Annotated in this window: 22 protein-coding genes and 1 other RNA gene; 10 read left to right on the top strand and 13 right to left on the bottom strand. The window is 46.2% G+C overall.

The annotated features are described in order from the left end of the window. Positions 1-68: 68 nt before the first annotated feature. Positions 69-1,610 (bottom strand): sodium:alanine symporter family protein, encoded by a 1,542-nt coding sequence (locus tag FC652_RS07010; RefSeq protein ID WP_176298028.1) that lies wholly within the window; start codon positions 1,608-1,610, stop codon positions 69-71. A gap of 320 nt (positions 1,611-1,930) precedes the next feature. Further along, a complete protein-coding gene (locus FC652_RS07005) occupies positions 1,931-3,184 on the bottom strand; it encodes a D-amino acid dehydrogenase (protein ID WP_176298027.1) in 1,254 nt (417 codons plus the stop codon). Between the two features lie 25 nt (positions 3,185-3,209). On the opposite strand from FC652_RS07005, the gene FC652_RS07000 reads away from it, so the two are divergent. Next, positions 3,210-4,211: a LysR substrate-binding domain-containing protein gene (locus FC652_RS07000; RefSeq protein WP_176298026.1), complete on the top strand. Its 1,002-nt coding sequence runs from the start codon at positions 3,210-3,212 to the stop codon at positions 4,209-4,211. 74 nt (positions 4,212-4,285) lie between these two features. After that, on the top strand, positions 4,286-5,263 hold the full coding sequence (locus FC652_RS06995; RefSeq protein WP_176298025.1) for an ion channel: 978 nt from the start codon (positions 4,286-4,288) through the stop codon (positions 5,261-5,263). A gap of 9 nt (positions 5,264-5,272) precedes the next feature. Here the strand turns inward: FC652_RS06995 and FC652_RS06990 are convergent, their stop codons facing one another. The 7 genes from FC652_RS06990 to smpB form a co-directional block, all read right to left on the bottom strand. Next, a complete protein-coding gene (locus FC652_RS06990) occupies positions 5,273-5,881 on the bottom strand; it encodes a DedA family protein (RefSeq protein ID WP_176298024.1) in 609 nt (202 codons plus the stop codon). A gap of 298 nt (positions 5,882-6,179) precedes the next feature. Continuing rightward, positions 6,180-7,142 carry an L-threonylcarbamoyladenylate synthase gene (locus tag FC652_RS06985; RefSeq protein ID WP_176298023.1) on the bottom strand — a complete coding sequence of 321 codons (963 nt, stop codon included), beginning with the start codon at positions 7,140-7,142 and terminating at the stop codon, positions 6,180-6,182. Between the two features lie 239 nt (positions 7,143-7,381). Continuing rightward, on the bottom strand, positions 7,382-8,062 hold the full coding sequence (locus FC652_RS06980) for a VC0807 family protein (RefSeq protein WP_176298022.1): 681 nt from the start codon (positions 8,060-8,062) through the stop codon (positions 7,382-7,384). A gap of 657 nt (positions 8,063-8,719) precedes the next feature. After that, entirely contained in the window at positions 8,720-9,202 is a 483-nt protein-coding gene (locus FC652_RS06975) for a helix-turn-helix transcriptional regulator (protein ID WP_176298021.1), read from the bottom strand. Further along, positions 9,187-10,548 carry a type II toxin-antitoxin system HipA family toxin gene (locus FC652_RS06970; protein ID WP_176298020.1) on the bottom strand — a complete coding sequence of 454 codons (1,362 nt, stop codon included), beginning with the start codon at positions 10,546-10,548 and terminating at the stop codon, positions 9,187-9,189. Before FC652_RS06970 ends, FC652_RS06975 begins: the two co-directional genes overlap by 16 nt. Before the next feature lie 451 nt (positions 10,549-10,999). Continuing rightward, positions 11,000-11,366: a transfer-messenger RNA gene (gene ssrA, locus FC652_RS06965) on the bottom strand. 67 nt (positions 11,367-11,433) lie between these two features. Then, the gene (gene smpB, locus FC652_RS06960) at positions 11,434-11,919 is read right to left on the bottom strand and encodes an SsrA-binding protein SmpB (protein WP_176298019.1); all 486 of its coding nucleotides are present in this window, start codon (positions 11,917-11,919) and stop codon (positions 11,434-11,436) included. Between the two features lie 116 nt (positions 11,920-12,035). Between smpB and FC652_RS06955 the strand changes: the two genes are divergently transcribed. Together FC652_RS06955 and FC652_RS06950 are read left to right on the top strand one after the other, a co-directional pair. Next, entirely contained in the window at positions 12,036-12,467 is a 432-nt protein-coding gene (locus FC652_RS06955) for an SRPBCC family protein (RefSeq protein WP_026050324.1), read from the top strand. Then, entirely contained in the window at positions 12,464-12,817 is a 354-nt protein-coding gene (locus FC652_RS06950; RefSeq protein WP_011078464.1) for an RnfH family protein, read from the top strand. The genes FC652_RS06955 and FC652_RS06950 overlap by 4 nt, the downstream gene beginning before the upstream one ends. A gap of 96 nt (positions 12,818-12,913) precedes the next feature. Here the strand turns inward: FC652_RS06950 and bamE are convergent, their stop codons facing one another. From bamE to nadK, 3 genes are all read right to left on the bottom strand, one after another. After that, a complete protein-coding gene (bamE, locus tag FC652_RS06945; RefSeq protein ID WP_045620307.1) occupies positions 12,914-13,273 on the bottom strand; it encodes an outer membrane protein assembly factor BamE in 360 nt (119 codons plus the stop codon). Between the two features lie 178 nt (positions 13,274-13,451). Next, complete coding sequence (gene recN, locus FC652_RS06940; protein ID WP_061058294.1) at positions 13,452-15,116, bottom strand: DNA repair protein RecN; 1,665 nt, start codon at positions 15,114-15,116, stop codon at positions 13,452-13,454. 259 nt (positions 15,117-15,375) lie between these two features. Continuing rightward, positions 15,376-16,260 carry an NAD(+) kinase gene (gene nadK / locus FC652_RS06935; RefSeq protein ID WP_176298018.1) on the bottom strand — a complete coding sequence of 295 codons (885 nt, stop codon included), beginning with the start codon at positions 16,258-16,260 and terminating at the stop codon, positions 15,376-15,378. 145 nt (positions 16,261-16,405) lie between these two features. On the opposite strand from nadK, the gene grpE reads away from it, so the two are divergent. Together grpE and FC652_RS06925 are read left to right on the top strand one after the other, a co-directional pair. Beyond that, positions 16,406-17,002 carry a nucleotide exchange factor GrpE gene (gene grpE / locus FC652_RS06930; RefSeq protein ID WP_176298017.1) on the top strand — a complete coding sequence of 199 codons (597 nt, stop codon included), beginning with the start codon at positions 16,406-16,408 and terminating at the stop codon, positions 17,000-17,002. A 280-nt stretch (positions 17,003-17,282) separates the two neighbouring features. Next, complete coding sequence (locus FC652_RS06925) at positions 17,283-18,563, top strand: dicarboxylate/amino acid:cation symporter (protein ID WP_176298016.1); 1,281 nt, start codon at positions 17,283-17,285, stop codon at positions 18,561-18,563. Positions 18,564-18,661: 98 nt separating this feature from the next. Here FC652_RS06925 and FC652_RS06920 read toward each other — a convergent pair whose 3' ends face one another. Continuing rightward, positions 18,662-19,948 (bottom strand): hypothetical protein, encoded by a 1,287-nt coding sequence (locus FC652_RS06920; RefSeq protein ID WP_176298015.1) that lies wholly within the window; start codon positions 19,946-19,948, stop codon positions 18,662-18,664. Positions 19,949-20,088: 140 nt separating this feature from the next. Here FC652_RS06920 and FC652_RS06915 point away from each other — a divergent pair, with 140 nt between their 5' ends. From FC652_RS06915 to dnaK, 4 genes are all read left to right on the top strand, one after another. Continuing rightward, entirely contained in the window at positions 20,089-21,267 is a 1,179-nt protein-coding gene (locus tag FC652_RS06915) for a TonB-dependent receptor (RefSeq protein ID WP_176298014.1), read from the top strand. Further along, positions 21,251-22,150 carry a metal ABC transporter solute-binding protein, Zn/Mn family gene (locus FC652_RS06910; RefSeq protein ID WP_176298013.1) on the top strand — a complete coding sequence of 300 codons (900 nt, stop codon included), beginning with the start codon at positions 21,251-21,253 and terminating at the stop codon, positions 22,148-22,150. The genes FC652_RS06915 and FC652_RS06910 overlap by 17 nt, the downstream gene beginning before the upstream one ends. Then, on the top strand, positions 22,147-22,932 hold the full coding sequence (locus tag FC652_RS06905) for a metal ABC transporter permease (RefSeq protein WP_045620314.1): 786 nt from the start codon (positions 22,147-22,149) through the stop codon (positions 22,930-22,932). The genes FC652_RS06910 and FC652_RS06905 overlap by 4 nt, the downstream gene beginning before the upstream one ends. A gap of 240 nt (positions 22,933-23,172) precedes the next feature. Then, positions 23,173-25,083 (top strand): molecular chaperone DnaK, encoded by a 1,911-nt coding sequence (dnaK, locus tag FC652_RS06900; RefSeq protein ID WP_176298012.1) that lies wholly within the window; start codon positions 23,173-23,175, stop codon positions 25,081-25,083. The last annotated feature ends 14 nt before the right edge of the window (positions 25,084-25,097 follow it).

Genomic DNA, 25,097 nt, shown 5'->3' with positions numbered 1-25,097 from the left:
CTTATTTGCCCGTGAGGGCAACACTGCCTTTTTCTTATTGTACGATGTTGTGTTTACTTCCTGAGAAGTTAGAGTGAAGGCTGCTCCACGACGGTGGTTTGTTTTTCTTCCGTTTGTGGATCTTGACCGGTTTTACGTTTGTATTTCTCTTCCCAGTAAGTCGCTCCTGAGATACCCAGTTTTACAGGGTTGAAGGTGTAGTCGGTCACGCCTTGTTTTTGTTGCTCTTCATAATCTTGCAGCGCTTTGATCGCCGGTTTTGACATGAAGAAAATGATCAAGATGCCGACGATATTGAGCCATGCCATTAAGCCTACGCCCACATCACCCATAGCCCATGCCAAGTTTGCGGTTTTTACTGTGCCGTAGAACACAACTGCGATCAGTGCCACTTTGAGCAGGAACATTAGGCCTTCCACTTTCACGCTGCGGCGAATGTACGCGATGTTCGTTTCTGCAATGTAGTAGTAAGCAAGAATCGTTGTAAAGGCGAAGAAGAACAGCGCAACCGCAATGAATGGTTTACCTACGCCTGGCAATGCACTTTCAATTGCCATTTGTGTAAACACAGGGCCATTGGCTGCGATTTCAGCCGAGATGTTCTGCACGAGGAAACCTTCCGCACCATGAACGTTATACGCGCCAGTGATTAGAATCATAAAGGCGGTCGCTGAACAGACGAGCAGTGTATCAATGTAAATTGAGAACGACTGCACCAAACCTTGCTGCGCTGGGTGATCAACACTGGCGGCTGCCGCTGCGTGAGGACCGGTACCTTGACCCGCTTCGTTGGAGTAAACACCACGTTTCACACCCCAACCAATCGCAGCGCCGATGCCCGCCATCGGAGTGAAGGCATCACCCACGATCATGGCAACAATGCGTGGTACTTCACCAATGTTGAGTAGGATGATCACAAACGCCGTGATCACGTAAGCAAGCGCCATGAATGGCACCACGACTTGGGTGAAGTTAGCGATACGTTTTACACCACCAAAAATGATGAACGCTAGGATGACAGAGATGACCGTACCAGTGAAAATTTTCGCAAAACTGAAGGTACCGATGGCGGTCTCAATCATCTCTCCAGGACCAAATGCCGCTTCAACCGCATTACCAATGCTGTTCGACTGCACGCCTGGTAATAGGAAGCCACACGCAAAGATAGTAGAGATAGCAAAGATCCATGCGTACCACTTCTGACCCATGGCCTTTTCAATGTAGTAAGCTGGGCCACCACGGAATTCACCGTTGTCTTCTTCTTTGTAGATTTGCGCCAGTGTGGATTCTGCATAGGCGGTTGCTGCACCAAAGAAGGCAACAACCCACATCCAGAATACCGCACCCGGACCACCAAAACCGATCGCTGCTGCGACACCTGCGATGTTACCTGTACCGACGCGACCAGAAAGTGAAACGGCTAATGCTTGGAAAGAGGAGATCCCTTTTGAAGAGCTTTTGCCAGAAAGGAGTAGGCGCCACATTTCGAAGAAGTGACGCACTTGAACGAAGCGAGTCACGATGGAGTAGAACAGACCAGCGCCCAAGCACAGATAAATCAGCACCGGGCTCCAGATAATTCCATTCAGAAAATCAACTAAAGACTGCATGAGTATTTTTCCCTGTTAGATGTTTGTGTTGTTTGTTTTCTGTTCGGTATATTAATCTTTTTGTAATGCAATTGTTAATTAAAATATCCAAAACATATCACCTTCGTGACTGTGAACACAAAATGCTAATAAATTGTTAAATGGAAAGTGGGAAAAACGCTGTATAGAACAAGATGCGGGATATCGGTGGCTATTTACTTTTATTGCAGAATAATGCATCGCAGAACCATTCATCTTTTGTATAAGATGGGTTCTGCGATGTTGGGAAATTTTAGATAAATCCTCTAATGGCTTATCTGGCCACTTTATTGCGTGTTGGGTTAGCTGGCGTAGCGGAAGAGATCCAACCCTGCCTGACTCTCCGTTTGCTCGCCGGTGATGATTTGGCTTAGCAAGTGACCTGAGCCACACGCCATGGTCCAACCTAAGGTGCCATGTCCGGTATTGGTGTAAAGATTCTTGAGCGGGGTTTTACCGATGAGTGGTGTGCCGTCTGGTGTCATAGGGCGAAAACCTGTCCAGAATTCCGCCTTAGCAAAATCACCGCTATGAGGGAAAAGATCGTTCACCACCATAGAAATGGTTGCTTTACGTTTCTCAGGAATTGCAGGATCGAACCCCGCGAGCTCTGCCGTGCCTGCCACGCGGATACGGTCATCAAATCGTGTCAGCGCCACTTTATAGGTTTCATCCATGACCGTAGAAACCGGAGCTTGGCTTTCATCGGTGATCGGAACGGTCAGTGAATAACCTTTGACCGGATAAACCGGTATCGTGATCCCTAGTTGTGCCAGTATTGCGGTGGAATAACTGCCCATGGCCACCACGTATACATCCGCTTGCAATTCGCCAGCATCAGTAGACACACTCACTACTTGGTTACCTTGAGTATTGACTTTCTTCACGTTCGTATTGAACAAAAAAGTCACGCCTTGCTGTTGTGCCAGTTCCGTCATCTGTTGGCAAAACAAATAGCAATCGCCCGTTTCATCGTCAGGCAGGTAAAGACCGCCCGTCAGCTTATGGCTTACGGCTGCCAACCCCGGCTCTTGCTTAATGCACTCATCGACACTCATACGTTGATAGCGCGTACCACTTTGCTCAAGCAGTGCGATGTCTTTTTCAATGGCGATCAACTGCTTTTGCGTACGAAAAACCTGCAATGTGCCTTGTTGGCGGCCTTGGTATTCTATATCGTGCTCTTGGCGAAGTTGGCTAAGGCATTCACGGCTGTGATTAGCAATTGCCAGCATCCTCGCTTTGTTCACTTGATAACGACTGAGTTGGCAGTTGGCCAACATTTGTGTCGCCCATTTCAGCAGTTGAGGATCAAGAGAGGGTTTGATTTTCAGTGGCGCGTGCTCTTCCATCAGCCAGCGAAGCGCTTTTTGTGGAATGCCCGGTGCAGCCCAAGGCGAAGAGTAGCCGTAAGAGATCTGCCCTGCATTGGCAAAACTGGTTTCTTCCGCGCTGCGTGCTTGGCGGTCGACAACGGTCACCTGATAGCCCGCTTTTTGTAGATACCACGCGCTCATCAAGCCAACCACACCACTGCCCAATACCACTGCTTTCATCGATTTTCTCCTGATTAGAAACAGCGTGAGTTTCTTAGGTTTACAACTTGGTAACAATCGATATAAATTAATTGCTGCTTATAGAAAAACTAAACGCAAGTGGGCAAAAATGATCAAAAGCACTTATGTATCGGCACTGCATACTTTTGTGGAAGTAGGTAAGTACCCCAGTTTAACCGAGGCAGCAAGGCAACTTTGTTTAACCACTGGTGCGGTGAGCCAGCAGCTATTACAGCTAGAACAGCAACTTGGTTTTAGTTTGTTTGAACGGCACTCTCGCGGTATTCGCTTTACGGAGAAAGGTCGGCAACTTCATCAATGTGCCGCGTTGCACTTTGGGGAAATGGCAGCGGAAATCCAACGTTTAAAGCAAGAGCAGAATCGCCCACAGGAAGTGCGTCTTAAATTGACTCCTTCTTTTGCCTTCAAATGGCTGGTGCCAAAATTGGAAAGCTTTCACCAGCAGTACCCCGATATTCAAATCCAAATTTTTGCCGAAGGCGCGTTGGTGAACAGTGATACGCGAGATTTTGACCTCGCGATTGATTACCGCCCACACCCGTTTCGTCAAGCCAATACCGAGTTGCTATTGGATGAATATTTGCTGCCTGTGATGAATCCCAGATACTTGCAAACACACGCGTGGTTGCACAATGCCGTGTATGCGGCAGATGAGTGGAGTCAAGTGGTGCTTTTGCACGACGCTATGCCGTGGGAAAACGCACCAAGGGATTATGAATGGCTTAGTTGGGTCGCGCAGAGACGACTCGATTTACCAACCGAAAGAGGCCATTTCTTTAACCGGACCGATATGGCGATGTCGGCTGCTGAGGCGGGCGTAGGGATTGCTATGGCACGCATGGCGCTGATTGATGATGAGTTACAAACCGGCCGCTTAGTCTCTCCTTTTCAGCCCATCCGAGCAGAGGCGGGTTACTATTTGATCCGCAACAGCAAAAACGATAGCACCGCTGCGTTTACCACTTGGCTTAAGCAACAAATTTCAAATTCAGTGGCAACTCAATAACTAGCTCCTACACTTACTTTTATACCGTGGTCATAACAAATAAATCCAAATCGGTATGACAAGAGGGGCAGCAAATGAAGTCAGAAAAAGGCCGATGCAGCTATCAAAATCCTGATGGCTGGTGCTGCGATCAACCGTGTGGGGAGTCTGGTCTTTGTTACTGGCACGATCCCAAAGTCGATAAAAGCAATGACGACGTAAAGTCGCAGGTTGAGCAATGGGCAGCAGAAGGTAAACCTTTAGACGGATTTCAGTTGGCAAAAACAAACTTGGTTGATCTCAATTTGGTTAACCGTGGTAGCAAGGTTGGGTTTCAGTGTCGAGGTGCCGATTTCTATCGCGCAGACTTAAGTGATGCTCATTTTTTTTGCTTAGATTTACGCGGTTCTTCACTGATGAAGAGCAAATTGGTGTGTGCCAATTTGCACTGCGCAAAACTAGAGGGTTGCAATTTACTCGGAGCGGACTTGGCGCGTGCCCGTCTCGAAAATATCGAGTGGGGGGAGGAGCTCAAACAAGAGCAAGAAGCGCGAGTTGCGATGAAAAAAGGCGACAAAAAAAAAGCGCGTTCACTATGGCAAGAGGCTGAAGAAGTCTGCCGAGGGGTGCGTAAGCAGTGTGAAAAACAAGGGTTGTTTGAAACCGCTGGATTGTTTTTCAAAAAGGAAATGCGTTTTCGACGCTATCAAATGGCAAAATTCAGCTTGCAGCGTATTTTATCTAAGATCGTCGATCTCTTTTGTGGCTATGGTGAAGACCCATTGAGAGTGGTGCTTTTTTCACTCTTTTTGATTTTCACCAGCGCTGGTGCCTACTTTTTCTTAGACACCACTTCAGCCAACCCCATTTATGCCGACGTTACAGGCTGGAAATTCTATCTACTCGAGTTTCTCAACGCGGTCTATTTTAGTGTCGTCACCTTTACCACGCTTGGTTACGGAGATATCTCACCGGTTGGAGTGGCGCGTTTTGTTGCGGCACTAGAGGCCTTTCTTGGCAGCTTTACTATGGCTTTGTTTGTGGTGGTGTTTGTAAAGAAAATGACGCGATAACCCTAAACGCTATATCTTACTTTGCCGCTTATGTTTTATCACTGCGTAGAGCATGGCGGCAAAGATAAGTGCGCCCAAAGACCAAATAAGGTAACGATGTTGCTCATAGAAGGTGGCGATTTGATGCAAATGTTCGAAGGCAAAGTGAGTCAGTAAGCCAAATACCGCAACCCAAATGCTGGTGGCGAGAAGGTTGCCTAAGAGAAATTCTTTGAGGGGCATTTTGGCAATCCCACACGCCAGTGGCATAAATTGTTTCATCCCTTCGACAAAGCGGCTGATGACTAGGCAAGCTGGGCCATATTTTTGAATGGCCTGTTGCAGCTTGTGAAACTTAGCACCTGAAATGTAGCCTTTTTTATCCAACCAAGACTCAAAGTGGTAACCCAACAAGTAACCACAGCTGTTGCCGATAAAACAGCTCAACCAAGAGACGAGCATCACCCAATAAAAATTCATCACACCATCAGAAGAGAGGATGGATGCCGCGATCATTAGCGATTGCCCTGGCATCGGTACGCCAACGCCCTCAAGCACTATGCTGACGATCAACGCTAGGTAGCCATATTGTTCCAACAAAGGTTGCATAGAAATCAGCAGTTGGTTGAGATGTTGCACGGTCACTGTCCAGAAGGGGTATGCGATAAAGAGATGTTAATACGCCTGTCTATGGCGCGAATCAAGTGTGCTGATGGGTTCTTGCGTGGATTTTACAAAACCGTTCAGTTGTCGAGCGGTGACTCAGCAATGGTGATGTGTACAGCTTAAGAAGCATTTAGATCATCATGTACCTAAAGCATTTGGAACATGATGATCCTAATGCTCAAAAAGCAGAACCAGCGACGGAAAAAGTGGGAAAAATACATAAAGAAAACCCAGCGATAGCGGCTGGGTTTTCTGGTTATTCTCTTTTAAATCAAAGTTTTGATTGTGCTCGATTGAGCCGGTCATGAACGGCAAACCAGCTTTCGGTCACCGGTGGTCTTTCTACCCAAATTTCCTCACAGCCCCATTTGTCCGCTTCATCGAGTGTGCGATATAAGTCATGCGAGTATTCGGCGACGGAAGAAGGCATCTGTCTGGCTTCGACATTCTCTTGCGCAGTGAACGGTGTGTAGTGAAGGTAGGCGATCTTCTTATCCCCAATCAGTGCCAAATCGCTAGCTTGAACCAAACGAACGCGGGTATTGGGTTGGTAGTGGCTGGTGACATTACCGGGTACCGCAACATTATGGCTAACCGGAGAACTCACTTCCTCGCCCAACGTGGCAGAGAGTTGGGCGGCGGTCACTGGGCCGGTACGTAAAATACGGAAAGGTTTTTCGGTTAGATCGACAATCGTCGACTCAAGCCCGTGAGCGCAGTCGCCTCCATCTAATACGGCCGAAATTTTGCCACCGAGTGAATTCATGACGTGTTTGGCTGAAGTGGGGCTCAGTTTTTTGTAAGGGTTCGCTGAAGGCGCTGCAACCGCCATACCGGAAGATTGCAATAGGGTTGCAAATACGTCATGCGCAGGCATTCGAATGCCGATGGTCTCTAAGCCACCAGTAACCACGGGAGTAACATGAGGCGCTTTTTTCAACAGCAAGGTAACTGGGCCTGGCCAGTAGGCTTGCGCCAAAGTATACGCTTCTTGAGGAATGTCGATCGCCCAATCGGTCAATTGCTCCACACGGCCAATATGCACAATCAAAGGGTGATCGGCAGGTCTTCCTTTCGCAGCAAAGATCTTTTTTACAGCGTCTGGATTGGTGGCATCTGCGGCTAAGCCGTAAACCGTTTCAGTTGGGATCGCCACGAGCTCACCGCTGGCGAGAATCTCTTTGGCTTGATCGATGTCTTTTTGCTCTAGGGCAGAAAGATAAAGCGTGTTCAATGTTACTTCCTCAGGGTTGGCTGATAAGGCCGATTATCTGCGTTCTCCGAAAAGCAAGCCATTTCTGACTGCGGAGAAAAACGGAGGCGACATTATACTCAACTGTTGTGAAGATGCGAGTATCGTAGTGAAAAGACATTTAACTGACAATGAGCCTCGGGATGCTTATGGCAACAAAAAGCACCGCTTAAGAGGTGCTTAGATTAGTTCGCTCGGAAAGGGAATGCTGTTACTAAAACTCAGTGACGCATAAACTCTTCAATTTTATAACCAGTTATCTGAGATAAGCTTCTAAATAGATAGAACAGCGCCCCCATCATGATGATCGTGACAGGAATCGAGATGACGGGAAAGCTCAATGCGGTCATTTTCCCTATCTCTTCATTGAAAGCCGCAGTTCCTGCAGGACTCGTGACAATCCATTTCGCCAGTACGTAGTTCAATACCGATGAGATAAGAAATGATAAGGCAACTAAGTAAGAACTTGTGTTTACTTTTTGTTCAAATTGATGTTTCTTCTCATCGGTAGTGAGCGCGCTCTGCAACTTTTCTAAATCGACAATATCTTCATTTAACAGCATCTTACGCACCAAAGGATAACCAATAAGATTGCTAATAATGATCACGACAAAAATGAGCCCAGGAATTGCGGCTTCTTTAATAGCGACGTAAGCGGGATCTAACTGCAATAACCCTATACCGCCAGTCAGCAATACGCTAATTAAGCCTAAGGCGGAATAAAAGTTCACTTTACGTTCTTGAGTGAAGCTATGAATTCCAAACAAAAGCGGAAAAGCTAGCGCTATGATGAGAGCCCAAGTTGGTCCTAGGCTATCTTCGCCGCTCATCTTACTGAGAATAACAACGGGGATAACGATATTGAGCAGTACGTTGCTGAGTAAACTTTTGTTTGATTTCATATTGAAGAGTTCCTACGTCCAGAGAGCAAAGTATACGAATGTGGCAGAATGACTCAAGTCTCAGAGTTATGTTCACCGCAGTTTATTGTAAGCAGTTGTGGTGCTGTAGATGAGATATCGATTGATATACAGGTTACGGGGTGAGCCATCAGTTTTGCACGGCTTTGTTGCTTAAATCGATGGAACTAAATCAAGAAGCTACGATCTGTTCGGCTACATCTATTAATCATCGTAGCGTCATGCCTAAACCTCGTTACAAAACAACTAACTGGAAACAGTACAACAAAGCCTGTTTAGGAACCATAAATTAGGAACACAAAACTAAGGTTCCTACATTGGTTCCTAAAAGTCAAAGCTGCTATGGAATGGCTATAAATGCTAAGTTATTGATTTTTAGTTGTTGCAGGTAAGAAAAAAGACGCCCTAGGACGTCTTTAAACTATGATTTGGTGGGCTGGGGGGAGTTGAAATGGTTTCTCACTTTTCATAAATTCAGTAACTTATAACGATGTTACCAATTTGGTGTTGCATCAAATGTTACATCAATTTCCTGCTTCAAAAGGAACTGAACCCGCGTCCATGTATTACTAAATCATTTAAAAATGCTAGTTTTTTATAGCAATTTAATCTAAAGCAATAGCGCTGATACTGAGTATTTTACCCAGCCTCACCATCTATTAGTAGCGATTTTAACACATCGGGAGAAGACGGTAGCATTCCGACTTTTAAGCCAAATGGCTTGAATACCTTGTTGAGAATCTCTGTATTGTAGTTGCCCCGATCATTCTCTATATCTGAGAGTGTTTTTCTTGAGACATCTACAAGTCTTGCGAACACATCCTGTTTGAGTCCCAGTATATTAATGCGTAAACTTTTTAACGCTTGGCCTTGTGTTAGCTCTCCAAGCAATAAGTGTTTGATGATTTTGTTTGCCTCTGTTTTGCGTTCTGTTGCACTTACTGCTTTGGCGTTTTTTGAGGTTTTCGATCTAGTCGGAGTATTAAGTTGCGATCGTTCTTTGGTCGAATGAGTTGCATCCGTCCCAGTCTTGGGCTGATGTTGATTTCGGTTTGCTCTTAGACGAGCAACGGTATCTTGTACGGACTCTTTATTGCTTGGCTTATTCATAGTAGCCCCCATTTAGTGAGCTTTTCTGATATATGATTAAGTCCAACGGCTGGCATCTCTAAGATTTGTTCTGGTACTCCTCGTAATGCTAGTCTCTGCTTTAAATCAATGCATTTACTTGCAGTAACCTCTAGCTCTTGTAATAACACTTCTTTTGGCACGAGATCAGATAAGGTGTCCGCTATTCCTACGAAGTCGTAAGTTCCGCCAACCTCTAGTGGGGCTTTCCATTTTGTTGTTCTTGGAATGCCTTCAGGATCAGCTTTCATTGGTGCGAAGTCGTAAACGGGAGCAAGCTTTATGACTCCATCACCTTTTAAGAATGAAGTGTTTCTGCCATGGTTATCACTATTACCAAACAAGATGTTGAGTAGATCTCTCTTCACCCATTCAATGACGAAAGCTTGGGTATCAAACCTATACCCTTGGTGTTTAACCATATTGCTTTCAGTAATTTTTTCTATGAGAGTTCGGATTGTTGTTTCGTGATCAAGAGTGACCCCAGCGCCTTTGTTCAAAATGGAATACACAGATTCCATGCCGAATCTCTCTATTTGTTGCTCATTAATTTGAACATCAAATCGAGGAAGCCACAAGGAAGGGTAGTTTAATCCTTCCTCCAAGCGCATACCGTCGGTGGAGATCGTTTCAACTCCCATTTCAGTTAGCTCGTGGTAGAAGTAGAACTCAGCTCTTAGAATATTACAGTCGATGGTGCTTCTTGAGCCTCTAGGGTACTTTACTAAGTAATGTAAGTCGTGGTTGCTATTGTCATCTTGGTATGGGTCAATCCATATTTTTTCGCTGCCAGATCCATGATCGAAACCGCATCGGAGGATCAGTTTTGGCGCCTCACCTCCAGCCCCTGTTGCACCACCTGCGGCTGCGCCCCTTTGCAGTGCATAGTCGAGGAAATCACCTGCTCGATTTTTAACATCATCAACAGAGAAGTAGAGGTTGTCTGCTACTTCGTAGCGCTCAGGAAGAGAGTCTTTTATTCTTAAGTTACCAACAGGCGACATTGTGCCAAACTTGAGCAAAACATAGTCTTGTTCATCAGAACTAAGGTCTTCAATATCTAGATATCTGACCCAGTACCGTCTACTAGCGCCGTTAGGCATAATATCGTCTAGAAACTTTAACCATCCAGGTTTACCCATGTCATTAAAAAAGAATGAGACAGGGTGGTTTAGTGAAACAGCGTGAAAGTCATCTTTATCGTGATGTTCTAGCGCATAGTCGCTGAGGTAGTTGAGTTCAGTCACTCGGAAATTATGTTGGCTACTTTTTGGGAATGAGATGATACCAATATCTATCCATTCACTTCTGATAAAAGCTTGTACGGTTAGTTCTTCCATCAACAACACCTCTACTTATCAATGAGTAAAACTTTACTCTTAAAGTTCCTATCTTTCAACTTATGAGTAACGATTTACTCATAAGTATGTGGCGAGACTCTTTGTGAGTAAATAATTACTCGTAATCTGTAAGCCCAAATTGTTGATGAACAGAATGGATGGAACTATTTATTAATTTTTGACGTAGGTCTTGAAATCGCCAATGATTCCAAGGCCGGTCTCCTTTCTCTTACGTAGGGTATGTTTGATTAGGTACGTAGCGACTGTTTGACTTCAGTATGGTGAACAAAGAGGTGACGATATTTTGGTCGTGAAAGTACCAGTTACCAGATGTTGAAAGGCTCAGATAGTGCATCGTTTAGTACCTTGTTTTAGTACACATATCCAGTTATTGAGGGACAGAATACAAAAAGGGCGATAACTCAAAGAGTTATCGCCCTTTCCAAACGTTTGGTGGAGCTGGGGGGAGTTGAACCCCCGTCCGAAAACCATTCATCATTGGTACTACATGCTTAGTCGATCTTTAATTTCACCACCACCTGCGAACCGACACGCGAATGAATAGCTAACCTGAATTATATCTCACGCTTCATCCCTCAGGTGGGGGAATCCACGCCAGCTTGATTTGGTTTGACCCCTCGTGATTCCCCGTCTTACAAGCGGAAGCTAGGGCGAGAGGGCTCTGAGCAGTTTATTAAGCTGCTAGTGCGTAGTTTTCGTCGTTTGCGACTATTTTTTTGCGGTTTGTTAACGAGGCCTACCGCACCTCGGCATGCACCTCAGACTGCAAAATTCCCGTCGAATCCTAAATCAGCCCCAAGGTAATTTGGGCATACTACCAGAAAAGCCTAGCCTGTCCAGTAGTATGCGTCTAAGTGGTTAAGTTTAACGCAGCGAGCTTTTCATCACGCGAGCTTTTTGGCGCTGCCAATCGCGATCTTTAATGTCGTCACGTTTGTCGTGTAGCTTCTTACCTTTTGCCACACCAATTTTAATCTTCACCCATGAGCGAGCCCAATAGAGTGAAAGTGCTGCTAACGTCATGCCTTCGCGGTTGATACGCCCAAGCAAATTATCAAGTTCACGGCGGCTCATTAGCAGTTTACGCACACGGGTAGGGTTAGCTACAACGTGCGTTGATGCTTGATTCAAAGGAGTGATAGTCATGCCACTAACAAAGGCTTCGCCGTCACGCATAAATACGTAACTTTCAGCAATATTGGCTTTGCCTTGGCGAAGAGCTTTCACTTCCCACCCTTGTAGCTCCATGCCTGCTTCAATCTCATCTTCTATGAAATATTCGTGGCGAGCTTTTTTGTTCAGCGCGATAGTGCTACTACCCGCTTTTGGTTTTGAATTTTTCTTTGCCATAGTGAGCTCATTATACGGTGTGCAACTTTTATAGGAAATGCTTTTATTTGCGCTGGCTCAGAATAAAAGTAAAATTGTTCAGCGCTTTGAAATGAAAGCCATTGAGAGGAGAGTCTATGAAGCAAGTCACCCGGTCTGCACTGGTATCGTTTAGTGCAGAACAGATGTATGCCCTAGTGAATGATGTGGCAAAGTACCCTGAATTTTTGCCAGGTTGTTCTGGGAGCCGAGTGATCGAGGCGTCGGATTCCAATATGGTCGCATCGGTAGATGTGGCAAAGGCTGGTATCAGCAAAACGTTCACCACTGCCAATCATCTTGTTCCAGGTGAAGCAATCATGATGACGCTGGTCGATGGCCCGTTTAAAACCCTCAAAGGAGGGTGGTTTTTTACTGCCCTAGATGAGCAAGCGTGCAAAGTTGAGTTAAAGCTGGAGTTTGAGTTTTCAAGCAAGATGATTGAGCTCGCCTTTGGCAAAATCTTTAATGAGCTGACCAATAATATGGTCAATGCATTTACTCAACGTGCGAAGCAGGTGTATTTATGAGTATTGAATCTGAGATGATCCACGTTGAGGTGGTTTATGCTTTACCTCAGGAGCAACGTGTATTAACCCTAGTGGTGAACCAACAAGCGACAGTGGAAGAGATCATTCGTCAATCTGGCGTGTTAGAGATCTACCCTGAGATTGACCTTGGCAAAAATAAGGTTGGCGTGTTTAGTCGCTTGGTGAAATTAGATGCAACGGTGCGCGATAAAGATCGTATTGAAATTTATCGTCCTTTACTGGCCGATCCAAAAGAGATTCGTCGTAAACGTGCAGAGCAAGCAAAAGAGAGTGGTGCGGCGGATCCTGTCACAGGAGGCAAGCCAAGCCCACTGCGCAAAGCGGACTAACTTCAGCTTCAATACTGGATAAAACAAACCCCGAATTCATCGGGGTTTGTTGTTATTTGGGCTGAGCCTTTTGATGTCCGCGTAAAAGCTGGGAGGTTAGCGAATACCTTCAAAGAAGCTATCGCTGGCTGGAAAATCTCCCGCAACCTCAACTAAGGTACCGTCATCATTAAAGTTAACAATGAGGTTTTTCTGAATTGATGCCTTATGACCTTCGGTGTGATGGTAGATATAGTACCAAGTGTTTGGATAACCATTTTCTACCAACATCGGTGAACCCATGACAAAACGGACCTGGGCTTTGGTCATGCCAAATTTCAATTTATCAACTGCTTGTTGTTCAACGTAGTTACCTTGGTTGATATCAATACGATAGACCAGTTTTTCTAACACCGAGCAGCCTGTCAGCATTGTCATTGCCAATGGTAAGGCAACCAACCACTTCTTTAATTGCATAGCTAAATTCTTAGTAACCTCAAAAATACTGCGACCGATAATAAACAAGCTCGGCTCAGATGTAAAAAGCTCTGTGGAGAGTATTGAGGAATCAGACAACGAATTTTGAGATGAGTTGCATTTATGAAGAAAAAAGCCAGGCTCAAGGAACCTGGCTGATTGTTGAAGAAGGCTTAAACTACGCTGCGATCAGCAACTCTTTTGCATTGGCGAGTGTGGATTCAGTAATTTGGCTTCCACCAAGTAGGCGTGCTAACTCCGACACGCGCTGATTTTGGTCTAACAAGCGCATTTGTGTTTCTGTGGTGCCATTTTTGGTGTTCTTAGCCACGAACATTTGCTGATGACCACACCCTGCAACTTGCGGTAAGTGAGTCACACATAGCACCTGAGTTGATTCTCCCAGTTTACGCAGCATTTTTCCAACGACCGCCGCTGTTGGCCCACTGATACCCACGTCTACTTCATCAAAAATGAGGCTAGGTGTGTCGACTTTTTGCGCCGTGATGACTTGAATGGCAAGAGAAATGCGCGACAACTCACCACCAGAAGCGACTTTAGCAATAGGTTGCAGTGGTTGACCTGGGTTGGTTGAAACCAAGAAGCACACGGTGTCTAAGCCTAATGGCGAGGGATGTGTGCCTTCATTGTTGACTTCAATGTTAAAGACCGCCTTTTCCATGCTCAGTTCATGCATACTTTGGGTAATCAGCTTGTTGAGTTCTTTGGCATAGCGACAGCGGGATTTATGCAGTTTCTCCGCTTGTTCAAGATAGTCTTGGTATTTAACCTGCACATTGGCGGCTAACTCATCCATTTTTTCATCGGAGCAATCTAACGCTTCTATTTGTTGCAGCAGATCTTGATGATGTTGATAAAGCTCTTCAGGTTGAACGTGGTGTTTACGAGCCACGGACATTACCTTGGAAAAACGCTGCTCTACATAGGCCATACGAGCTGGATCGACATCGATACGATCGAGGTAATTTCTGAGCTCACTGTTGGCTTCTTCAAGCTGAATGATCGCTTCGGCGACCATATCAGGAAGTGCACTGAGTTTCGGGTCTAGCTCCGCCAATTCAATCAAAGCATTGCTGGCGCTTTGTAAAATACCGAGTGCGTTGACTTCTTCGCCTTCGTAGATCAGTTCTATTGCATGCTGGCAAGTACTGGCGAGCTCTCCGCTATTGGATAGCAACTTATGTTCTTGTTCGAGCTCAGTAAATTCTTCTTCACCAATCGCAAGTTCATTGAGTTCTTTTATTTGGTATTCCAATAACTGTTTTTGAGCTTGGTTTTGAAGGCTGTTCTCTTGCAACTGTTTTAGATGATTATCTGCTTGGCGCCAATTTTGGTAAGCGACACGTGTGTTTTTCAGCAAGTTGAGGTGGCCAGCGTATTGATCCACCATGGCCATTTGATGTTCGCTCTTCATCAATTGATGATGGGCGTGCTGGCCGTGAATGTTGATCAGCAGTTGTCCTAATGCTTTTAGCTGAGAAAGGGGAACCGGACTGCCGTTGATGAAGGCTCTAGAGCGCCCTTCACTGGTAATAATGCGGCGTAAAATACATTCACTGCCGTCTAAAAGTTCGTTGTCTTCTAGCCAGCGTGTGGCGTGAAGATTGTTGTCGAGTAGAAAGGCGGCACTGACTTCGGTTTTGTCCTCGCCTTGCCTCACCATGCTGGCTTCTGCGCGTCCACCAAGGCATAGCCCCAGTGCGTCAATGGCAATGGATTTACCTGCTCCGGTTTCACCGGTAATGGTTGTCATGCCTTTTGACAGCTCGAGTTGTAAAGACTTAACAATAGCAAAATTATTAACACTTAAATGAGCCAGCATTTTGGTTTACCTGTATAGCTGAACAATACTGTATATAAATGCAGTATATACTGTTTCTTTATACAGTAAAGATCTCCAAGAGAAAAAATGTGAAGGCGGTTTTATTCATCAATAGAGTGCTGTTGCCAAAGAAGAAAACGTAAAGGTAAAGCTAAGGTGATGGCTAAGGTGATAAGTTGAATTTCCTTTGTCGGAAGAGTGTTTTTTGATGATCGTACAGAGGGTTAAGGTACGCCTTAACCCTTTTAAGGAAGGAGATTTAGAACAACTTGCTCGACCAACCAAGCTTGTTACGTAATACGTGATAGTAGCTGTAGTCTTTTGGATGGATCAGACGAAGTCGATTTGGGCTCTGGTAGATGTGAATCTCATCGCCGGGAGATACGGGAAGAGAGACTTGGCCATCACAGCTGACTTCTTGCGTTCCTCGGTTGTCTGGCGATACCAGTAGTTTAATCCTGCGATTGCCATCCACGACTAATGGTCGACTTGAAAGTGTATGAGGGAACATTGGCACCAAAGAAATGGCGTTCAGGCTCGGTGATAAAATGGGGCCTCCGCCTGAGAGCGAGTAAGCGGTTGAACCTGTTGGTGTAGAGATAATTAAACCGTCTGCACGTAGGGAAAACGCAAAGCTCTCATCGATGTAAACCTCAAACTCAATCATATGCGCGACTTGCCCCGGATGGAGCACGGCTTCATTGAGTGCGGCGTTGTGGCTTTTTACTTGCCCATGCCGGTGGATTTCTGCTTCAAGCAAAAATCGTTCTTCCTCGATGTAGGCTCCGTCCAAAACTGCTTTCAGAGAGTGCTGGAAATCTTCAGGGTTTAAGTCGGTCAAGAATCCAAGATTGCCTCTGTTTACCCCGATAACACGGGTGTTAAAGCGAGAGAGAATACGGGCTGCACCGAGCATATTGCCATCACCACCAACCACAATGGCCAAATCGGCTTTTTCACCTAACTCGACCAAACCAGAAAAGTGTTCTTCGGGAACATCATTGAGAATGGCGGAAAGTCGATCGTCAATAAATACCTGATAGCCGAGTGAACTCAACCAATGATATAGGTCGCGATGCGTCTGAATTGCTTGTTGATCTCTTGGCTTACCGATAATAGCGATCACGTTAAATGGTTTTTTCATAGCTTTTCCGCACTAAAGAGGCTTGAATCGGGATTCATCATCCCCATAATAATGGCAAGTTATCTAACTTTGCGAATTTTTGTGAAGATAAAGCCCATAAAACGTGAAGGGCTTTAAGGACAAATAGTTGAATTCTGGAGATATCATGAGCAACGAAGAGAACAAGATCAACGAAGAAGTGCTTACACAGCAAGACGCTGCGGAAGTAGAAGTAGAAGCTGTTGGCACTGATGCTGATATCGAATGGAACGAAGAGGCCGATGAATCAGCGGCGAAAATCGCTGAACTGGAAGCCGCTTTATTGGCCAGCGAAGCGCGTGTGAAAGAGCAGCAAGATTCAGTGCTACGTGCGAAAGCAGAAGTGGAAAACATGCGTCGCCGTACTGAGCAAGAAATTGATAAAGCGCGTAAATATGCGTTGAATCGCTTTGCTGAAGAACTGCTGCCAGTGATTGATAATCTAGAGCGTGCGATTCAAGCGGCTGACGCTGAAAGCGAAGCGGTAAAACCGCTGCTTGAAGGCGTTGAATTGACTCATAAAACGTTCGTTGATGTGGTCAGTAAGTTTGGTTTGAAAGAAATCAATCCTGAAGGTCAGCCATTTAACCCAGAATGGCATCAGGCGATGTCGATTCAGGAAAGCCCAGATCACGAGTCAAACACCGTGATGTTCGTGATGCAAAAAGGCTACGAATTGAATGGTCGAGTGATTCGTCCTGCGATGGTTATGGTTGCGAAATAAGCGAACTGATAGACCGATTCAAACACACAGAGCGGCTTTTGCCGCTCTTTTTATGTCTCCTAAGCCCCCGCACCTAGCAAACCAACCCTTTGATTTAGTCGATTATTCTTTGCTTTTCCTTTAACTGAAAATTAATTTCTGATTGGAAATTTGTATCATTATTGTAAACAAAAGCTTCATTTTGTAACTCAGGTGTGTATTATGTGCGAACTCCGTCTGAAATATAGGCGGTTTTAACTACAAAACCATAAATTACAAACACAACATTCTGGAGTGAAGGATGGATAAATCACTTTCAAGTAAGATTTTTGTAGGCTTGTTTGCTGGTCTACTTATCGGTACTGCTATTCAGTATCTCTTTAGTGGCGTTGCTATCTTTGATACTTATTTGCTGGGTGCCGCAGAGGGCGCTGGTGGTATGTTTGTATCGCTAATCAAGCTGCTGGTTGTGCCACTTGTTTATGTTTCGATTGTGTGTGGCATTGTTGACCTAAAAGACATTACTGCGTTTGGTCGCCTTGGTGGTAAAACTTTTGCGCTTTACATTATCAATACCATTATTGCGATTGCGGCAGCGCTGACGGTTGGTCTTATCTTCCAACCAGGGGCGGATGCACATCTTGCGGGTACCATTTCAGAAACGGTAAAACTAACCACAACGGAAACACCGGATATCTTTTCGTTGGTAGTGAACATTGTGCCAAGCAACCCAGTGCAAGCTTTCGCCAATGGTGACATGCTGCAAATCATCTTTATGGCGATTTTGACCGGTTTGGCAATCCAAGCGCTGGATTCTCGTGGTGGTCCTGCTATCCGTACTTTCAAAATGGCCAATGAGATCATGATGAAACTGGTTGGCCTTGTGATGAGCCTTGCGCCTTACGGTGTGTTTGCTCTGATGATTCAACTTGGAGCGACTTTGGATGCCAACACGCTGATGTCGGTTGCGGGCTATGTCGCGTTAGTTGTGGCCATGCTGGTGTTTTGGATCTTCTTCTTCTACCCAATGGTGGTGGGCATTACTACTGGGATCACACCCAAGGCATTTTTGCGTGCAACTCGTGAGCAGATCTTGTTCTCGTTATCGACCGCGAGCTCGAATGCAACCATCCCCGTGACCATGAGAACCCTGACTGAGAAGCTTAATGTATCTAAGTCTGTGGCTGGTTTTGGTGTGCCACTGGGCGCGACCATGAACATGTCAGGCGTGTCTATTTACATTGCGTTGGCGACCATGTTTGTGGCAAACGCATTTGGCCAGCCAATTAACACGGCAGACATCTTTACACTGGGTTTGACGATTCTTCTACTTTCGATTGGTGCCGGTGGTGTACCTGGCGGCGGCGTAGTGATGGTGGGTGTATTGCTTCATCAACTTGGTTTGCCACCTGAAGGCCTTGCTATTATTGCCGCGGTAGACCGTATCAATGATATGTTCTGTACTTCGTCTAACGTAGTAGGCGATACCGCGGTGAATACCATCGTTGCGAAATCTGAAGGGGAAATTGGTGTGGAAGCGGGCGAAGCGCAAACAGCGCCTTCAACCACAGCGAATGCGTAAGCACACTTTTTCTGCGAAACAAAAGCGAAGCCTAGCGGCTTCGCTTTTTTGTACTTTGAAATGATGCCCCCTCTTTTGCTCATTGAGTACATCAAGCGTCAATGCTGGTGTTCTTGTTCTACGGTCCCTACCCAAGTGAGTAAGTGAGGAACAAAACCAAGCGGATGTTGACGGACCTCTTCTTTGACAAGGTCGATTTCTAGCAGTTGGTTATTGGCAGGATCGCTCACAATAAGATGACCTGTACGTTTGTCTTCCGTTAACTGAATTTTTTGTCCTTCCGCTAATGCTGGTGGCGTTTCCCATAAAGTTATATTGTGGCTTTGAATGAAATTCGCCGCGGCATTAAACACTTTCAATGTGCCGTTGGAGCTCACCACAATCAAGGCATCGTTAGCGGCATAATGAGCTAGTGCGCCTTCCTCCGGAGAAGATTTCCAATTGACCTCTTTCAGCTCCCCTTGGGCGAGATAAAAGGCTTGAGCCTGACGAGTGAGAAACAACAGTTTATCCGCAGCATCAAAACCCACCACAGTGCCAAATCGAGATCCTGTGTCTAAACCTGCCGGATTGGTGAGTTTGGTGAATTGCGGGGTGGTACTTGGTGTCTCAACAACGATCACGCCATCACTACACGCAAAAGCCACTTGTGTTTTGGATTGCGCACTGCCGTGAAGCGCTGGGCACGCATCGGGTGAGGTGCTTAATTCGTGAAAATGGTCACCGTGCCGCTCAAGAGCCACGACTTTGTTTGGCAAAGCGGGATTGGCCGCATTGTCGACAATGCCGGTAAAAGCATGTTCCCCAAGCAGTTGCGCGGTGCCGTGCACGGCATAACTAAAGGTGTAATGAGCTAGGGCTGTGCCATTAGCGATGCTGGCATCATTCAGTACTCGGAACTCTGCGTTTTCTCCGCTGTTGCTGTCGCCATCAAAAAAGAGCGCCGCAGCGTCGTCACTAAGGTCGTAATGCGTTGGTTTGATGCCCTGATACTGGGTCGTGAGTAATTGCGGACGCTCTACGTGTAAATGGAAATGATCGCCATGCGCTTCTGCTTCAATACCAGAATCGAGAATTTCCACGAGGTTTTGATTGCGTTGCAAGGCCAACGCGTAACGCCCATCTGGGCTGGTTTTCAGGCCTGATGGCGTATTTTGTAAATTAAACTGTTCCAAGGGTGCCCAATTTTTGCCTTCAAGAACGTAGAGGTTCGTGCTGCCTTGCTCTGTGACGACCAAACGGCTCATGGCGGATGGCGAATGTTCTGAATCTTGATGATTGTGATGGTCTGCTTTGTTCTCGCCTTCACTACAGCCACTGAGTGTCAGTATGACAGCCAGAGAGAGTGCGGTGTATTTGCCTTTGGTGGTCAACAGGGGTTGCATTTAAAGATGTCCTTTCATTTGAGCGATGGAATAAACCTACGAGATTAATTGAGGTAGGTCTGATTGATTTTTGAAATGTTATAACATAACATTTATTTCATTCAATAGTTTTGAGACGTATTATCATTAATTAATCGGAGATGGATGTCGTGAGAGTCCCAGCAGTAAAGAAGAGTAGGTTGTTTTTGTGTGGTGCCATGCTCATCAGTAGTTCAGCGGTAAACGCAAATATTGATATTGGCGTCGTTCTGGATGGCAGTTATCAAAATGAATCTCGCCATTGGGGAAGCCGTGACAAGGGATTTTCGCTTGGTCATTCTGAGCTTGTACTAAGCAGTAACATTGATCATCACTTCAAAGGTCAGCTCGTTACGGTACTGGCGAGCCATGGGGGAGAAACTGAGCTTGAACTCGAAGAGGCCTGGATAGAAACGCTCAGTTTACCGCTGGGGGCCAAAGTGAAAGCAGGGAGATTGCTCTCTCACATTGGTTATCTAAACAATAAACACATGCATGAAGACGCGTTTATCGAACGTCCTGCTGTTTATCGTGCATTTCTTGGGGGTCACTATTTTGATGATGGCGTTCAAATGAGTTGGCTAGCGCCGACCGATTTTTATCTACAGACGAGCATCGAAGCATTAAGTGGAAAACCTTTGGATGCAGGGTATAGCGATCCGGTGAATGTTGGTGTGTATACCGCGAACGTGCAAATTGGCGCAGATTTAGGTGTGGAGCACAGTTGGCGCTGGGGAGTGAGTGCACTTTACAATACCAATGGTCGTCAGTTTATTCATTCCGAGTCATCGGATCACAGTGCGCATGACCATCATCATGATCACGCTGGCCATTCGCATGGGCCCGCGATAACCGGGCGTAATTTATACGGTACGGATTTCACTTGGAAATGGGCACCGGAAGGTAACTATCGTCAAACCAATGTGAGAGCCAGCAGTGAATTTTGGTATTTAGACAATCGATTTGATCCGTCAATGGCGAGTGTGCCTGGAGCGGAACAAGCTGCACAAGGTTGGTATGCGGAGCTTGCTTATCAATTCCGTCCGAGTTGGACCATGAGTACACGTTATGGGGAAGTGCGAACTGTGGAAGGAGATGTGCATGCTCATGGTGATCACTTGCATGGCGAGTTTTCTCGTGGCGATCTGAAAGAGTGGGATGTCGCGCTGGATTGGCATGCTTCCCATTTTGGTCGCATTCGTGGTCAGGTGACCTATGAAGAAAACGTTGATGGTGATGAGACCTTATTTAGCCTGCAATACGTGATGTCATTTGGAGCGCACCATGCTCATGCGTTTTAGTGTTTGTTTGTCGCTGTTACTTTTGAGCATGCCGAGCATCGCTGGGCTGAATGTCTTTGTCTGCCAGCCGGATTGGGCCGATTTAGTTCGCCAGCACGCGCCTGATGCACGGATTTACTCTGCAACCACGGCGATGCAAGATCCGCACTATGTTCAAGCTAGGCCATCACTGATTGCACAAATGCGCCGTGCAGATCTGGTCGTCTGCTCTGGTGCTGAGCTGGAGATCGGTTGGCTACCTGAACTGCAAAGACAAAGCCGCAACCCGAAAGTACAAAACGGGCAAACGGGGTTGTTTTGGGTCAGTGACTATGTGCAAATGTTGGATAAACATGAGCTGCTTGATCGTTCTATGGGCGATGTCCACGCACACGGTAATCCTCACGTCCAATTTGCACTGGCCGATATGCCAGCGGTGTCTCGCGCGTTAGCGGATAGGCTTACGCTTATCGATCCAGACAATCAGTCCCTATATAAAGGGATGGGGGTAAAGTTTCGTCATGCGTGGCAAAAACGTTTATCCGTTTGGCGTGAGCAAGCAAGATCATTACGAGGTATGCAAGTGGTGGGTTACCACCAGACCTATCGCTACCTTTATGCTTGGTTGGGAATAGAACAAGTGGCGGATCTTGAACCAAAGCCCGGACTGCCACCGACGATGGCGCATCTGCAAAAGTTGAATCAGCTCGATTTGAGCCAAGTGAGTGGTATCGTCTACTCCAGCCATCAACCTGTGGATGCGGCCAACTGGCTGGCCCAGCGAAGCCAGTTGCCGATTGTGCAGTTGGCTCAAAGTGTTGGAGGAAGAGAGCAGGCCAGTGATTTGATTGCGCTGATTGATGACAGCATTGCGCAACTGCTTCAGTTGAGAAGTGTGCCATGAGTGCGCACATGTGGTTGATGATGCCAGCGGCCATTGGGTTGCTGGCTTTGGTGAGTAACATCATTTTAGGAAGGCAAGTGTTACGCCGTGGGGTGGTCTTTATTGATTTGGCCATGGCACAAATCTCGGCACTGGCGATGATCATCGTAGAGCTCTATGCGGGGTTTGAAGCCAGTTTGCTGAGTAAAGTACTGGCTTCGTATTTATTGACTTTACCAGTGGCTGGGTTACTCAGCTATTTAGAGCATCGAGCGACGCCGTATTTGGAAGCCATGATTGGTATGCTGTATGTCATTGCTGCGAGTGTTTCCATCAATGTGGTGAGCGTTCAAGCACATGGTAAAGAGTTGATTGATTCACTGTTGGGTGGGCGTCTGCTTTGGACAGGCATCACTGATGTTGGTTTGGTTTTGATGGTGACGCTCAGTTTAATTTGGGTGCAATGGCTGCGTTGTCATTGGTTGGAGGGCGCAAAATTCTATCTGCTGTTCGCTTTGGCGGTTCCGCCTTTGGTGATCAACCTAGGGGTGTATCTTGAATTTGCGGCACTCATTTTGCCCGCTTTGTTTGCCTTGCTCTTCCGAACTTCGCTCTATTGGTGGGCAGCGATAAGCTTGGGTATTGTTGGTGGGAGCGCCGGCTTTTTGATGTCATTGTGGGGAGATTATCCGGTCGGGCCCAGTATTGTGCTGACCATGGCAGGTGTCGGCGCCGTTGGCGTGATGGTTAAGCTAGCGAGTTTATATTTTCAACGCGCAGAGTCTCGTCCTCTCTCGTCTTAAATTATCCTTTCAATTGTGCGGAGCGGATATTGACTCCGCCATCTGATGACTCGAATCCAATAAAAAAATATCACTTTTTTTCTTGTTGCCCCTTGAAAAGGTTTTTGACGCCCCTATTTATGAGGCATAAGTGAAACACACAACTTATTTTGGTTTTGTGAGTAAGGGTTGAATCCCCATTGTCGATCCCCATATAGGGGATAAAGCAAAAGAAAATAGAATTTATTTGGAGATAGCCAGATGGGTAAAATCATTGGTATTGACTTAGGTACTACTAACTCTTGTGTTGCTGTACTAGACGGCGACAAACCACGTGTAATCGAAAATGCGGAGGGTGAGCGCACAACTCCTTCAGTTATCGCTTATACCGATGGTGAGACTCTTGTTGGTCAACCTGCAAAACGTCAAGCGGTAACAAACCCAGAAAACACGCTATTTGCAATCAAGCGTTTGATTGGTCGTCGTTTTGAAGATGAAGAAGTTCAACGCGACATCGAAATCATGCCATACAAAATTGTGAAGGCGGATAACGGTGATGCTTGGGTTGAAGCGAAAGGCCAGAAAATGGCTGCACCTCAGGTTTCTGCTGAAGTTCTTAAGAAAATGAAGAAAACAGCAGAAGACTTCCTAGGTGAAGCAGTAACAGGTGCAGTAATTACCGTTCCTGCATACTTTAACGATGCTCAGCGCCAAGCAACAAAAGATGCTGGCCGTATCGCGGGCCTAGAAGTTAAGCGTATTATCAACGAGCCAACTGCGGCAGCGCTAGCTTACGGCCTAGACAAGCAAGGCGGTGATCGCACTATCGCAGTATACGACCTAGGTGGCGGTACATTCGATATCTCTATCATCGAAATCGATGAAGTTGAAGGCGAGAAAACCTTCGAAGTACTAGCAACTAACGGTGATACTCACCTTGGTGGTGAAGATTTTGACAACCGTCTAATCAACTACCTAGTAGCAGAATTCAAGAAAGACCAAGGTCTGGATCTGAAGAAAGATCCTCTAGCGATGCAGCGCGTTAAAGAAGCAGCAGAAAAAGCGAAGATCGAACTGTCTTCTACTAACCAGACTGACGTAAACCTGCCATACATCACGGCAGATGCAACCGGTCCTAAGCACATGAACATCAAAGTGACACGTGCGAAGCTAGAATCACTGGTTGAAGACCTAGTTCAACGTTCACTTGAGCCACTAAAAGTTGCGCTTGCGGATGCAGATCTTTCTGTAGGTGACATCACTGACGTTATCCTAGTAGGTGGTCAGACTCGTATGCCTATGGTTCAAGCGAAAGTAACAGAGTTCTTTGGTAAAGAGCCTCGTCGTGACGTAAACCCAGATGAAGCAGTAGCGGTAGGCGCAGCTGTTCAAGGTGGTGTACTTGCGGGTGATGTGAAAGACGTTCTGCTACTAGACGTAACGCCACTGTCTCTAGGTATCGAGACTATGGGTGGTGTAATGACGAAATTGGTTGAGAAGAACACCACTATCCCAACCAAAGCGAACCAAGTGTTCTCAACGGCGGAAGACAACCAGAGTGCGGTAACGATTCACGTGCTACAAGGTGAGCGTAAACAAGCGATGTACAACAAGTCGCTAGGTCAGTTCAACCTTGAAGGTATTAACCCTGCACCACGTGGCATGCCACAGATCGAAGTCATTTTCGACCTTGATGCGGACGGTATCCTACACGTATCTGCGAAAGATAAGCAGACGGGTAAAGAGCAGAAGATCACTATCCAAGCATCTGGTGGTCTAAGCGACGCTGAGATCGAAAAAATGGTACAAGAAGCAGAAGCAAACAAAGAAGCGGACAAAAAGTTCGAAGAGTTAGCAACTGCACGTAACCAAGCTGACCAAATCATCCACGGTACACGCAAGCAAGTAGAAGAAGCGGGCGAAGCGCTACCAGCAGATGAGAAAGCGAAGATCGAAACAGCAATCAGCGAACTTGAAGAAGCTCGTAAAGGCGAAGACAAAGAAGCGATCGAAGCGAAAATCCAAGCGCTAATGGCAGCAGCTCAAAAGCTAATGGAAATCGCTCAGCAACAAGCTCAAGCACAACAAGGCTCAGCAGACGCTGGCGCTAAGTCTCAAGATGACGACGTAGTTGATGCAGAGTTTGAAGAAGTAAAAGACGACAAGAAATAATCTTGTTTGACCAG

Source organism: Vibrio sp. 05-20-BW147, assembly GCF_013369385.1.
GTDB lineage: Bacteria > Pseudomonadota > Gammaproteobacteria > Enterobacterales > Vibrionaceae > Vibrio > Vibrio floridensis.
Note: the sequence above shows the minus strand (reverse complement) of the source record. Positions and strands in the feature narration are given on the sequence as shown.